Genomic DNA, 13449 nt, shown 5'->3' with positions numbered 1-13449 from the left:
CAAAGCCTGAGAAGGGATTAAGCAGATGAAGAAAATATTATTAGTTGAAGACAATGAATCTGCTGTCAAACGTATACGGCAGTACATTAAAAATATTTCGGCTGACTTAGACGTTACTGCGTTTTCCGAAGCAGGGGAAGCGCTGGGATACGCCAGGTCCAACCCCGTCACTTTATTCATCATTGATATACAGTTGGAAGATTATAAAGGAACCCATCTTGCAAAACAGCTTCGGGAACTGCCGGAATACAAATATACACCCATTATTTTTGAAACTGCCTTAGCCGGGGAAGAATTGTCTGCATACCGGGATGTGAAATGTTACGGATTCCTTATAAAGCCTTTTCATGAGACTGAGTTTCAGTCTGTCTTTTGTGATGCCCTGGGACTGTCTGACCGGATCAGCCCTTCTGCAAAAACCATTCGGCTTCAGCAGAAGCAGTTCATCCTGGAATACCGTGTGCCGGAGATTGCTTATATAGAAGCATTTGGAAAAAAGGTTATTATCCACACCAACAGCCCCTCGCTTGGAATAAAATCCGACACTATTTCCGGTTACACACTGGCCGGAATATTGTCGCTCCTGGAGGATCCCTTCTTTGTCCAGTGTCATAGAAGTTATGTGGTAAATACCGCATACATCCAGAAAATAGACAAGACCAAACGGGAAATTATACTAAGGCACTTTCCCGAAACGATCCCCATCGGAAATAAATATCAGTCTGTATTATGGGAGGGATCATGGAAACCATCATAATCGTTCTGCAGCTTTGTCTGGATGCCGCTATGCTTACCCTCTGCTGTGAGTCTGTTTTCCGCACACGGAATACGGCAAAAATGAAAGACTTCTTTCTCTTTCCTGTCCTTCTGGTGCTCTGCATGGCATCCAGGTCCGTAATCACAGCAGGGAACGAATTCCATATCCTATTTCCTTTATCAGGCTTTGAACTGGCTCCTGCAGACAGTACCGTGATATTACTGTTTCTCATGCTTGGCGTACTCTTACTTAACAGCTTATTCTATGGCGCAGAGGATAACGGCTTCGTTTTTTGTGGAACCATGACAGCTTTCTCTGTTTACCTGTCTGTGCGCAGCATAAATGTAGCCTTTTTTGCCCTTTTGGGAGCAGACGGCCCTCTGCTTTCTATGGGAAGCCGCATTGGGTCTCTTCTATTTATTTTTATATTACTCTTTACCCCGGTTTTCTCCTGGTTACAGCGCGCGCTCCGATCAGGCAGCTTCACTGTCCGGCTTATTTCTGCAAGTATTGCCATTTTCATGATCATGACACTCACTGTTTTTTCCTTTGATGTCACAGCTTTTTCGGCACACATGGGAATAACCGCTGCTCTTCTTTTGATCCTTCTAACGGCAGACAGCATCTTGCTTATTTTCGACCAGCGCAGAGCACAGGAGCGCAGACATATCCACATGATAGAGCAGTATGTACCAATCGTAGAAGAATTGATCTCTCAGGTCCGGGCAAGACAGCATGAATTTAATAACCGTCTGCTTGCCATTGAAACAGCCATTGATTCCGCAAACACACTGGAAGAAGCAAAGGAAAATATATATCTGCTCACCCAAGGTCTCGGCATAAATCCAAATGACCAGGAGCTGTTATTATGCGACAGCAAGATCATTGCTGGAATGCTTTTCGGCAAAATGAAGCAGGCCGAAGCCTCCGGTGTCCGTATGGAGATGGAACTTCATGCCCTCTTTAAAAAAGGATCAGTACCGGAAACAGAATGGATCGAACTCCTTGGAATCCTGTTGGATAATGCAATTGAAGCTTCTTCCGGGAAAGATGTGATCTATATCAAAAGCCGGCAGTGTGAAAAGTATACGGAACTGCTGGTTTCCAATCCTTCCGCAGCTCTGTCAAATACAGAATTTATGGAATTGTTCCGCAAAGGGACCACAACAAAAAAGGATTCTGCACTGCATGGCTTCGGCCTGTACAATCTTATGCGTATAACGGAGCGTTACCACGGCAGGATCATCACACGCAATGAATCTGTTGATGGCCGAAACTATGTGGTATTTGGTGTCCTGATGCCATAATGTCACATACCTACGGGTACCAATGAGGGCTTTAAGGGAATGAACTTATTTTCGTTCCCTTAAAGCCCTCTCTCGTTTCCGGAGGATTGAACCGACGAAAAAGTAGTGTTATGATAGAAAAAAGCTGCAGAAAGGAGCTGGAATCCATGTGGAATCTTATAAAATCAGAGTGGAAAAAAATCCGCCTGCCGGTACTTGCATCCGCATTTCTTTTGACAACAGCAGCCTGCGTGTTGTCCACTACCCTATATAAAAGCTATACTTTGCAGTACAGCCTGGACGCCTGGGAAATCGGAACTGAGATATTCAGTCTGCTGTTTCCTTTATTTGTTGTAATGCCCCTGTGCTGGAACCTGTATTACGAGCGAAGGAACAATTTTATGCTATATGTGCTGCCCCGCGTACCGGCGAAAAAATATCTGGGTGCAAAATGGCTGGTCTACGCTTTAAGTGCGTTTTTTATCCTGTTTGTTCCCTACCTGCTTTCCGCCTTATGTGCGCTGTACATCAATCCCCCTGTTCACTTAAATGCTTCAGCCGGCAGCGCTGCATTTGACCATGTATTTCTAAATACTTTTACGCAAAACCCTCTTCTCTATGCCCTTCTGCTCTCCTGTTGGAAGGGAATTATTGGCATCCTGGTCATGAGTTTAGGGTTTGTCTTTTCTATGTATTTAAAGAACATTTTTGTGATCCTGACCGGGCCCTTTGTCTATGTTATGCTGGAAAACTTCGTACTCTCCATTCTCCAGTTGGCGCAGTACCGCCTGGTTGTGGCCTTTGAACCAACCTGTATTTCAAGTGATGCCGTATCTGCCGGAAGCTTTTTTGCAGGGCCTGCATTGCTGGCTGCCGCAATTTTTCTCACTGTATTTTTCTTGAAAAAGGTAAGGAAATACACCGTTGTCACAGTATAGGAGGCCATTATGAGAGCGCTGATACGGAAAAACGTTCATATATGGGGATTCGGAAAGGCATTTGCGCTGTTTCTCGGATGTCTGGTCTTCTCCCTCAGTGAACGTGTAAACACTCCCCTGAGCTTTGAACAGCACCTTCTATCCGCTGTATCCGACCACTATTATCTGACCTACTTTATGCTGCCGCTTGTGCTGTTAAGTGTTTTTCCATTCATAGAGGATGACAGCCCGCTTACCATATCAAGGTTTGGCAGTTACCACGCCTATTTCTCCCAAAAATGGCTGGCCCTCGGTGTCATCGCCGCAGTCCTGCTCTGTGTACAGACAGCGGCAGTTCTCTCATCCGGCATTGGGCTTTTAGGCGGGAATCAGTGGGCGATCAAGGGGAGCAGCGGACAGGCGGAATTGTTTGAATACCTGCAGCACTGCTTTTCATCTCCCCTGCAGGCCTTTCTCCTCTGCTCTGTCTATCAATTCTTTGGAACATGGATGGTGTTTGGGCTTTTCCTTTGGATGGGTCACTTTTGGAAGCGGAGATGTGTTGCCAAAATCATTATTGTGCTATACCTGTTTGCAGCTCTTTGGATAAAAGCCCCAATCCTGCAGGATATGCCCTTTACAGGGTTAAACCATCTGTTGATTTTGCATCATAACATAGGTACACCACATCGTTTTCTGATCACCTGCTTTACGGTATGTGCAATGATTTCTGTGATCCTGGTTTCTGTCAGGGGCTTTTGGTGGGGTTTCAATATCACGTTTCCGAAGAAATGTCACGGAATCGCACCGTACTACCGCCGGCAGCTCATGACGTCCAGGAATTTCCTTATCCTGTGTATTACTGCCGCAGTCGTTATCCTGTACAAAAGATTGAGAATTTCCGGTTCTATGCCGGATGAGGAATGGATAAACTATTTATTTTCGGGACATGGAACAGGCTATTTTCAGATTCTTCCATTTCTTGAAATGCTGATCGTAAACGGCGCGCCTCTTTATTTACTGGCGATATTTATAGAGCAGACAGTAAACGGAAAATCTCTCTTTTTGCTGACTCGCGTAAAAAGCCGAAAAAAGCTGATGGGTGGTATCTTATCAGTCTGCGGGCAATTCCTTTTTCTGTACACTGTCATTTGGTTTCTGGGCGCAGTCATAAGTTCCTGTGTCTTTGGCGGAGGAATCCACATAATTTCAGGAAAAATACTGCTGTTTGCCCTGACTATGAAATTTCTTGACACCATGCTGCAGTTCCTGATCATGTTTGCCGTATACCTGCTGTGCAGACAGATCACCGCGGGATTCCTGGTGCTGCTTGCCGGAAATCTGCTCTGCGTGATACCCATATCGTGTACCGCCTATCTCCCGCTGGGACTTTCCTGCACAGCCCGAACCGGCCTTTTTGAAACAGAAGCCGGAATTCCAGCCCTTACTGCAATAGGTATTCTGGTCTTCGCACTTGTACTTATGCTTGGATGGTTATTAAAATATGGATATAAAAAATAATGGAATCAGGAGGATGTAATGTGAAACCATATATTGAACTTCAGAATATATCAAAAAGCTTCGGCAAACATGAAATCATTAAAAATGTTTCTCTGTGCGTGGAACAAGGAAAAACCGTTGGGCTTATAGGCGCCAACGGAAGCGGAAAGTCAGTATTATTCAAGATATTATGCGGATTTGAAAGGCCGGACACGGGAAACGTATTCGTGCGGGGAAAACAGCTTGGAGAAGGCGGCATGGATTTTCCTGAAAATATGGGGGTATTTATTAACTCGCCGGGATTTATCGGCATCTACAGCGGGTTCCGTAATTTAAAATTTCTTGCTGACATTCAGGGAAAAATCGGTGACCGTGAAATCCGAGACGCTATGGTCAAGGTGGGCCTTGACCCTGATAATACCACGAAGACAGACAACTATTCTCTGGGCATGAAACAAAAACTGGGACTGGCACAGGCAATTATGGAGAACCAGGATATCCTGGTTCTGGACGAACCCTTCAACGCTTTGGACTATAAAACCTATGAGGATGTCAAAGCCATTATCCGTATGTTAAAAGCAGAGGGGAAAACTATTTTTCTGACCTCTCACCGTTTTCAGGATATTGAGCAGCTCTGCGACCAGATCTATACCATTGAGGACTGCCGGCTGATTCCCATCACGGATGCCATCGCTGCCCGATACCGGGAAATCACAGATTTTGACCATTATAATCCCTAAAAAGAGTACCTTCGGCGGAGATGTTCCCATAGGAGCATCTCCTTTTTCAGATTATGCAGTATTTCCCCACGGTCTCATTCTTAATATTCCCCACCCCAGGTATCCCAACTTGTCATTCCAATGCTGCCAGGTCCGACTTTTCATATCGATTATGTCCCTGCAGCTGTTTTTTATAATTCCAGCACTTAATTGCCTGGTCCAATGATTTTCCCTTATTATCCGCGAAAAAGTCACGAATATATGTATTATATTCAAATTGTTTATCTATAACAGTTTTACCCTTTTTCTTATCTTCCAAGATCTGATAATAGCTTTCAATCGCCTGTCTGTAGGTTTTTCCTGTATTGTTCTTTAGCCACTTTTGAAATGCCACATTAAAAGAAAAGCTCTCCCCAATGTGCTCTTTAAAAAAAGCCCGATGCCTTTCACTGCAGACAAAGTCCGGTTCTATTTCTGTATCCTCATCAATTTCCCCCATAGCCGAAACTTTTTTCCGTACAGCCGAAACCGGCATCGCTTTTCCTGTATCAAGAAAGTAAGCAATCCTGTCCGTGATTTCTATCTTCCCTCCTGAAGCGGGCAATCCGTTTTTTCTGCAAAAATCCACTAGTTCTTCCTTTAAATAGTAAAACTCCCGAAATGTTTTGCTATCCAGCTTTTTATCTAATACAGGTCTGTCTTTCATTTCTTATTCCTCCTGATTTTGTTATGCTATCCAGTACTGCATCCCGCTCCATGGCTTGAATTTAATACACCTCAGCCCCAAATGGCATCAGAGCAAGCTTAGCAAGCTTGAACTGCTGCAGCCCAAAAGGTATTCCGACTACAGTCACACAGAGTACAATGCCAAAAATGGCGTGTTCTACTGCCAGGACAAGACCTGATAACAGCAGCCAGACAATATTGAGCAAAAATGATCCGGCGCCTCCGCCGTAACGCACTTCCTTGCCAAATGGGAAAAAACTCAAACCTGCCAGCTTAAAACACTGTACCCCCACAGGGATACCAACGATTGTTATACACCAGAGACATCCAGCAAGGCACCAGCTCAGTCCGCTCAATGCTCCTCCAAAAATAAACCACAATAAATTTCCAAGACAACCCATAGTTACTCTCCTTTCATCAGTTCACCGAAACGCCTGCCTCTTCTGCAAACGCCTCTTTTATTCATGTATGGTTTTCAGTTTTTCTAAAAGGCGGCTGACATGCATTTTAGCATCCTCCACCTGTTCTCGGGCCTCATTGATCTTTGTCTGCACCAGATAATCAGCCACCAGGCCATCAAAAAAGAAATCAGCAAATGAAAGGAAACCGTTCACTTCTATACTAAATTCCATCGGAACCTGTATATCCTTCAATTCCCGCTGGAAAATCCTCAGATTCCTCCTGGCTTCTTCCATGCATCTGGCAGCATCATTCATTCTGGAATGCTTTACAAAATCCGTGATGAAGCCACCTCCCAGCATATCAAATATACCCCAGTTTCTGGCACTTCCCAGCCTTTCCCCGGCCTCTGTCAGACTGATCAGCGCTGCTTCTCCGGCCCATATGGCCTCCATAATTTCTTTTCTTTCTAACCCTTTACTCATGATATCCTCTCTTTCTTCAGCAAGTGTATGACAGATATCACAGGGTTAATTTAGTATACAAAAAAAGACCATTATTATGACATCTGCCACAATAAAAGTCTTGCTATCTCATTTGATACGGATGCCATACGGCATCGGTTGACGATTTCAAACCCATCCATCTCTGGATGTTCAGCTACTCCCTTTCAATTGCTTGTTAAGAATATATCACAAAAGAGCTCTCCTGTCAAATAGATTTGAAAGAACTTACGGTTACTGGTCACGGAGTGAACAGTAACAACTTACGATCTTAAGCCACTCTCTTCCGTCTTCTTCTGTAAGCTTTGCATCCATGATTCCTCCCATAGACTCTGTCAGATGCCTGGAAATGGTAAGCCCAAGTCCTGTTCCTCCCTGTCCCCTCGCCGGGTCAGCAGTATAGAATCTGTCAAAAAGCCTGTTTGCTTCCTCATGTTTCATTTCCTTTACATCATTTTCAAACGAGATCATTGTTATTTTATCATGGACATCCACAGCTACCTTCAAAGTGCTGGCAGCATATCTGCCGGCATTCTGGATCAGATTCAGAAAGATCCTCCCCATGGCATCCTGATCGCAGCATATCATGACAGGTCTCTCAGGTATCTCTACCTCCACCTGGATACCTTTCTGCTCCATATCACCAAAACTGTCCAGCAGCTCCTCGCGAAGCATCTTGCCTATATCTGCCTCCTGCATGTCTAAGTTGTAATCACCTGCTTCCAGTCTTGCCAGATCATAGAACTGGGATACAAGGCGCTGAAGCATTCCTGCTCTTTTTCTTACTGTCTCAAACGACTGCGCATCATCTTCACCAAGTGTTTCTGTATTTATCAGATCCAGATATCCTATAATTGCTGTAAGAGGAGTGCGCAGATCATGGCTGATGTTCTCTATCTGCCTCTGAAGCTTTGCCTCCCTGTCCTCATAGGCCACTTTCTGCCTGCGGATGCCTTCCAGGGCTTCATTCACAGTAATAAGCAGGCCCTCCAGTTCCCGGCAGGGCACTGACATCTTAACTATCCTGTTCTGCTCCAGGTCTTCTGTTATCTCCTGAAGCTCCCTGTCTGAATTACGGATCGCCTTTCTCAGCCCAATATAGCGGACACTTATCCACAGAGCTGCCAGACTTACTGCTGCCAGTATCCCATAAAGCATCTTCTGCTCCCCTCCCCGGCTCATTCTCACTGAATCTCTTTTTTTCTAAAACCTGCAATTCCCGCAGCTGTAAATATAATAATTCCCGCCAGACCCGCAATGATACATTTAGCCAGGCCTGAAGGTGTCTCCCAGAGACATTTGTATACCCCGCTCATATTTGCCGCCACCTCATACTGCAGATAATTCCAGGGCATCCACTCTGATATCTTTTCCACTATATCAACTTTCAGACCAATAAAAAAACTGGCTGTGGGAATCCCCCACATGATCGCCATCCACCAGATGACCACATTTATCTCCTTCTTTAGAAGACAGAGCAATGTCACCGCCAGGACGGCTGAAGCAGCGGAGGCCGGAATATTAGCGGCAACTCCTCTAAGCATCACTGATACAGAAAGAAAACCAGGTTCATGCAGCAGCAGGTAAGCGCTTCCTATATAGACAGGCAGAACAACGGCCAGACAGGCTGCCAGGCAGATCAGGCACACTGTACATTTTCCAACAAAAAACACTATCCTTGGTATTCCAAAGGATACAAGGTTTTTCAGCGTCCCGTTCCTGTATTCCTCCCCGAATAAAAAATTTACCATTACAAGTGAGACAAGAAACATGGCGGGAAGGCTGCTTATAAGTGTATTCATTGAAAACTGGACTGTAGCATACGGAAAATCCGGAGTAGCTCTGTCAAAAATAAACAATACCAGATTCATCAGCAGCGTCAGTCCGGCCAGAGCAGCCGTTACCAGATAGATTTCTCTGCCATGAGCTATCCTGTATAATTCACTTTTAATATAATTCAGCATGCCAGTTTCCCCCTGTTCTTCAGATTCATATAATAATCCTCTAAAGCCTCCTGCTTCTTTTCCAGGCCGTACACGTCTATCCCATGACGGCTGGCCAGCGCACTGTATTCCTGAATATCCCATGTCGGACAGCAGATACGGACAGCTCCATCAGGCATCACCTGGTATCCTGTCTCTTTCAGTTCCTTCTCAAGAAATGCTGTATATTTCCCAGGCTCGGACACAGCGATGCTGATATAGGCCGAACACCTCTCCTTTAGTTCACTGGCTGAGACCTGTTCAAGCAGATACCCTCTGCTTAGAAAGCCGAATACATTTGCCGTCTGCTCCAACTCGGATAAGATATGGCTGGAAAGGATAATGGTTATATTCTTCTCTCTGGAGAGCTTCAGCAGCAGATTCCTCATTTCGATAATACCGCTGGGATCAAGTCCATTGATAGGTTCGTCCAGTATAAGAAGCTCCGGCTCTCCCAGCAGTGCTATTGCAAGTCCGAGACGCTGCTTCATTCCCATGGACAGATTCCCTCCTCTGGATCTTTTCTGATCCAATAGTCCCACTGTTTTAAGAGCCTCCTTCATCCGCCCCTTCCCGGGTATTCCCCGCTGGATCCTGTAATACTCCAGATTCTGTTCCACTGTAAGCCTTGGATAGAAGCCCGCAGCTTCGACGATTGCCCCTGTGCGTTTTCTCTGTCTTTCCAGATCTTTTGGCTGAAATGCTCCAAACATCCTCAACTCTCCGCCGTCCGGCCATACCTGCCCTGTCAGCAGTTTCAAAAATGTCGTCTTGCCTGCCCCATTGTCCCCTATGAGACCATAGATCTCACCCCGTCCAACGGTTATGTCTATCCCCTGAAGAGCACATACATCCCCATATGACTTTTTTAAGTCCCTGGCTTCAATTACATATTCTTTCATTTCCTTTTCTGCAGCCTCAGAAAACGGCCGCCCTTTTTCCTCCTTATATTAAATGACATGATGCCAGGATTAAAAGACCTTTTGCCCCAACATCATGTCATCTCTCAATGACAGATTCATTATAGCCATTCCCATCTAAATAAGTACTCAAGAAAGTTTAAAGAAATCATAAAGATATCCGGCCAGCTCCTGCCCCGGCAAATACAGTCTATGCCATTTTAAATCCTATCCCCCACACGGTCCTTATATACTCTTCCCCCGGATCCGCTGCCAAGAGCTTTTTCCTCAGATTACTCACATGCATATTAACAGTATTATCTTCACCATAATAGCCGCCTTTCCAGACCTGCTCATAGAGATTTTCCCTGGAATATACCTTCTCCGGCTGTGAGATGAGCAATTCCAGGATATCGAACTCATGGGCCGTCAGCGGCAGTTCTCTCTCACCTATAACAGCACGCCTTGCCTCAGGAAAAAGACTTAGCTTTTTATAAGACAATTCCTTTAAGCCCTTCTTTCCGGCCCCCTGCCCTTCCGGCTGTATCTCCGTATCAGAGCCGTGCTGTCCCCGGCAGCGCCTGAGAACCGCATATACACGTGCCAGCAGTTCTTCCGGCTCAAACGGCTTTAAAAGATAATCATCAGCCCCGCTTTTTAATGCCTCTACCCTGCTTTCCAGTCCTGCCTTGGCTGAAAGCACGAGAATAGGTATGTCCAGCCCCATTTCTCCCCGTATCAGCTCTATCAATTTCTCTCCTGTCAGACCCGGAAGCATAAGATCCAGTATAAGCATATCCGGAACAGATATCCCCAGAAGCAGCCTGGCCTCTGTACCAGAAAAAGCCTGCGTGGCTGCATAGCCTGCCTTTTTTAATATTTTACACAAAAGCTGGTTGATGTCAGCGTCATCCTCAACCACTAATATTTCATATCCATCCTGATACTCGGCATGACATCCGTTCCCGTCCGGTGTCCTGCTTTCACTCTCTGCTGTTTCAAATCCATTCTTTATCATTGCCGCCTCCTTATATCGATTTCTATTCTACACGATAAGTGCGGCGGATGGCAATATAATTTTCTTACGGCCGGCTGCTGATAGCCCGTGTCCCGGGGACGCCGGAAACACAATGCGCATTTATACCAGCTTCTGGACCAGCATCATGATAATAGCTGCCGCTCCTCCCACCCCATAAAGGCAATTAATAACAAGGCAGCCTTTCATCAGTGTGTTCTGTACTTTTTCTTTTATATATCCCCAGATAACAAAGGCAGCACTGGCTATCATAAATCCTGCGTAGGAAAAGATCAGTATTTCTGCTGCCGGACTCTCCAGCGCCCACTTATTTGTTCTGAGGATCAGGATCGTCCATGGAATAAAGATGAGGACTGAACTGACTGCTGTGATAATTTTTTCTTTCATAATATTTATCTCCTTTCTGCCTGTCCGAAACGGAAACAGGCTCCTGCCAGACACAGGATCGTAATTATGGCTGCCGCCCAGACCCAGGGTACAATATCTACCGTAAATTCCCCCATGTTTGAGGCCAGTTCATGCATTTTAGATGTGACCAGAAAAAACGGATACGTCATAGGATATAAAAACCAGGCTTTCGTATTCAGCATAAGCACCGAGGGCACAATGGATGCCAGCCCTATTCCAACAGAGAATACAGGAGTCTCAATGCAGACAGCCAGCAGCCAGAATACGGAGGCCATAGGTATTGATGCCAGATATATCACGACTGTCTCCCTAATTATCTCCAGAGGGCTCAACATAAAATCATAGTCCTGAAGGCTGGAAGCTGCCGCTGCACTGGGGAAATACAGCGCGGCCATGAAGGCCATCTGTACAGCTGCCAGTGCCAGCAGTACGAAAAACTTTGCAAGCGCCAGTTTTGCCGGACTCACAGGCAGCGCAAGCATCTTCAGGATTCCTTTGTTGCTGCGCTCTGTCTGGTTCAGCATGACTGTACAGATGACCATACCCGCCGGAAACATGAACCATGAGAACCCCATAAAACTCTGTATAAAAAAATTATTTTCCGGGGATATACCCTCCGTCTGCATAGTAAAATTTATATCAGCATTCAACACAGGGGGAATCCACAGCAGTATAACAGGGAGCAGTAAAACCCAGATTATTTTAGAACGGCGTATTTTCTTAAATTCCATGCCGACAAGTGAAAAAAAGCTCATACAAAATACCTCCTGACCTTCAGATAGAGTGCTTCCGCCCCCACAAATATCAGTACCTCTGCTCCGGCAGCATATAACAGATTAAGAGCACCCGGCCCATCAGCATCCCAAATCAGCTGGAACGGCAGTGCAAAAGGAAACATGTAAAGACCTGATTTAGCAAGCATATCAGGAGGAATAATTATTACCACAAATAAACCGGCAACCCCGATTCCCAGGGATATCCACATGTTCCTGCAGGCAGATCCTATGGCCAGCATCAGGATGACTGCAGGCAGGGTAAAAGCCAATGAATACCCCATATTTTTTGCCAGCTCCAGCCAGCAGCCTTCCGGCAGGCCAAACCATTTGAAAATACAGGCTGCAAAACCTGCTGACTCCAAAACAGTTAAAATGGCAGCTGCGGCTGCCAGGATGATGGCCTTACTTATAAAAATGCTTCCGGGATTCAGCGGCAGTGTATCCATCTTCTGAACTGCATTATCGGCGAATTCTGTATGATACAAGACGCAGGCTGCCAGAATGATCAAAAATATGTTCAGCATGGCCATCATCTGCCAGTTTGCTTCCATAAGGATCTGCAAAGGCGGTTCCTGCCTGCCAACATACAGCTCTGTCCTCACGGCCATATTTACCACAGGTATCATTGCTGAGAGCAGCCCAACTCCCAGAACAGCAGGCAGAAACCCTGTCCTCTTCAGTTTTCTGCATTCCATTGCTATGCTCATATTTTTCCTTCACTCCTCTCGTTATCCTCCTCTATCATCCTCAGAAAAGTTTCTTCCAGATTATCTGAGGTATATCCCCTGGAGGCAGCATCACGCCGTAACTCTTCCAACGGCCCTTCAAACAGGAGCCTTCCATGATTTAATATTCCCACCTCATCTGCCATCAGCTCCACCTCCGACAGCAGATGTGAGGATACCAGCACGGTACAGTTGTATTTTTCCGGCAGGGAACGGATCAATGTCCGGATCTCATGTATCCCCACAGGGTCCAGGCCGTTAGTCGGCTCATCCAGTATCAGTATAGGCGGCCTGCCGATCAATGCCCCGGCCAGCCCCAATCTCTGTTTCATCCCCAGAGAATACTTTCTGGCCAGCCTTTTCTTATGCTGTGTCAGTCCTGCCAGCTCAAATGCATCATCTACGCTTGATCTGGGAAGCCCCAGGATTCTGCGGATGATATCCAAATTCTCCTCTCCGCTCAGATTCCCGTAAAATGCAGGCGCCTCGATGAACGAACCTATCTCTTTTAATATTTGCATACGTTCTTTGGGGTAAGTCTTTCCATCCACCATAAATTCTCCCTCTGTCTGCCTTGTCAGCCCCAGAAGCATCTTCATTGTGGTAGATTTACCTGCCCCATTCGGCCCCAGAAAGCCGTATACAGTTCCTTTTGGAATACTGAGGCTCAAATTCGACACTGCTGTAAAATCTTTGTATCTTTTGGTCAGATTATATGTCTCTATTACATTCATACTAATACCTCCGTGGTTTTACTTTATTATAAATTCCCAACCTTACAGTATCCTTCCCGTCACCTTACATTTACCTTACGAT

Annotated in this window: 16 protein-coding genes; 5 read left to right on the top strand and 11 right to left on the bottom strand. The window is 45.7% G+C overall.

Going from position 1 to position 13449, the window contains the following annotated elements:
- Positions 1-25 precede the first annotated feature (25 nt).
- The 5 genes from NSB28_RS04585 to NSB28_RS04565 all read left to right on the top strand — a co-directional run bounded on the left by NSB28_RS04585 (position 26) and on the right by NSB28_RS04565 (position 5200).
- Complete coding sequence (locus NSB28_RS04585) at positions 26-757, top strand: LytR/AlgR family response regulator transcription factor (protein ID WP_109625391.1); 732 nt, start codon at positions 26-28, stop codon at positions 755-757.
- Positions 742-2064: a sensor histidine kinase gene (locus NSB28_RS04580; protein ID WP_257497453.1), complete on the top strand. Its 1323-nt coding sequence runs from the start codon at positions 742-744 to the stop codon at positions 2062-2064. The genes NSB28_RS04585 and NSB28_RS04580 overlap by 16 nt, the downstream gene beginning before the upstream one ends.
- 146 nt (positions 2065-2210) lie before the next feature.
- Positions 2211-2981, top strand: coding sequence for a hypothetical protein (locus NSB28_RS04575; protein ID WP_109625688.1), 771 nt, complete (start codon positions 2211-2213; stop codon positions 2979-2981).
- 9 nt (positions 2982-2990) lie between these two features.
- The gene (locus NSB28_RS04570) at positions 2991-4481 is read left to right on the top strand and encodes a hypothetical protein (RefSeq protein WP_109625389.1); all 1491 of its coding nucleotides are present in this window, start codon (positions 2991-2993) and stop codon (positions 4479-4481) included.
- Between the two features lie 20 nt (positions 4482-4501).
- A complete protein-coding gene (locus tag NSB28_RS04565; RefSeq protein ID WP_109625388.1) occupies positions 4502-5200 on the top strand; it encodes an ABC transporter ATP-binding protein in 699 nt (232 codons plus the stop codon).
- 112 nt (positions 5201-5312) lie between these two features.
- On the opposite strand, the gene NSB28_RS04560 is transcribed toward NSB28_RS04565, so the two are convergent.
- The 11 genes from NSB28_RS04560 to NSB28_RS04510 form a co-directional block, all read right to left on the bottom strand.
- Entirely contained in the window at positions 5313-5885 is a 573-nt protein-coding gene (locus NSB28_RS04560; RefSeq protein WP_109625387.1) for a DUF6434 domain-containing protein, read from the bottom strand.
- 61 nt (positions 5886-5946) lie between these two features.
- On the bottom strand, positions 5947-6306 hold the full coding sequence (locus NSB28_RS04555) for a YccF domain-containing protein (protein ID WP_109625386.1): 360 nt from the start codon (positions 6304-6306) through the stop codon (positions 5947-5949).
- Between the two features lie 57 nt (positions 6307-6363).
- Positions 6364-6789, bottom strand: coding sequence for a hypothetical protein (locus tag NSB28_RS04550; protein ID WP_109625385.1), 426 nt, complete (start codon positions 6787-6789; stop codon positions 6364-6366).
- Between the two features lie 252 nt (positions 6790-7041).
- Positions 7042-7989: a sensor histidine kinase gene (locus NSB28_RS04545; RefSeq protein WP_109625384.1), complete on the bottom strand. Its 948-nt coding sequence runs from the start codon at positions 7987-7989 to the stop codon at positions 7042-7044.
- A 2-nt stretch (positions 7990-7991) separates the two neighbouring features.
- Positions 7992-8771 (bottom strand): ABC transporter permease, encoded by a 780-nt coding sequence (locus NSB28_RS04540; protein ID WP_109625383.1) that lies wholly within the window; start codon positions 8769-8771, stop codon positions 7992-7994.
- Positions 8765-9691 (bottom strand): ABC transporter ATP-binding protein, encoded by a 927-nt coding sequence (locus NSB28_RS04535; protein WP_109625382.1) that lies wholly within the window; start codon positions 9689-9691, stop codon positions 8765-8767. The genes NSB28_RS04540 and NSB28_RS04535 overlap by 7 nt, the downstream gene beginning before the upstream one ends.
- A 208-nt stretch (positions 9692-9899) precedes the next feature.
- Positions 9900-10706: a response regulator transcription factor gene (locus tag NSB28_RS04530; protein WP_109625381.1), complete on the bottom strand. Its 807-nt coding sequence runs from the start codon at positions 10704-10706 to the stop codon at positions 9900-9902.
- A 120-nt stretch (positions 10707-10826) separates the two neighbouring features.
- Positions 10827-11111, bottom strand: a complete 285-nt coding sequence (locus tag NSB28_RS04525; protein ID WP_109625380.1) for a hypothetical protein — start codon at positions 11109-11111, stop codon at positions 10827-10829.
- Between the two features lie 5 nt (positions 11112-11116).
- On the bottom strand, positions 11117-11887 hold the full coding sequence (locus NSB28_RS04520) for an ABC transporter permease (protein WP_109625379.1): 771 nt from the start codon (positions 11885-11887) through the stop codon (positions 11117-11119).
- A complete protein-coding gene (locus tag NSB28_RS04515) occupies positions 11884-12615 on the bottom strand; it encodes an ABC transporter permease (protein WP_109625378.1) in 732 nt (243 codons plus the stop codon). Before NSB28_RS04515 ends, NSB28_RS04520 begins: the two co-directional genes overlap by 4 nt.
- Positions 12612-13367: an ABC transporter ATP-binding protein gene (locus NSB28_RS04510; protein WP_109625377.1), complete on the bottom strand. Its 756-nt coding sequence runs from the start codon at positions 13365-13367 to the stop codon at positions 12612-12614. Before NSB28_RS04510 ends, NSB28_RS04515 begins: the two co-directional genes overlap by 4 nt.
- Between the last annotated feature and the right edge of the window lie 82 nt (positions 13368-13449).

This window comes from Murimonas intestini (assembly GCF_024622195.1).
GTDB lineage: Bacteria > Bacillota > Clostridia > Lachnospirales > Lachnospiraceae > Murimonas > Murimonas intestini.
Note: the sequence above shows the minus strand (reverse complement) of the source record. Positions and strands in the feature narration are given on the sequence as shown.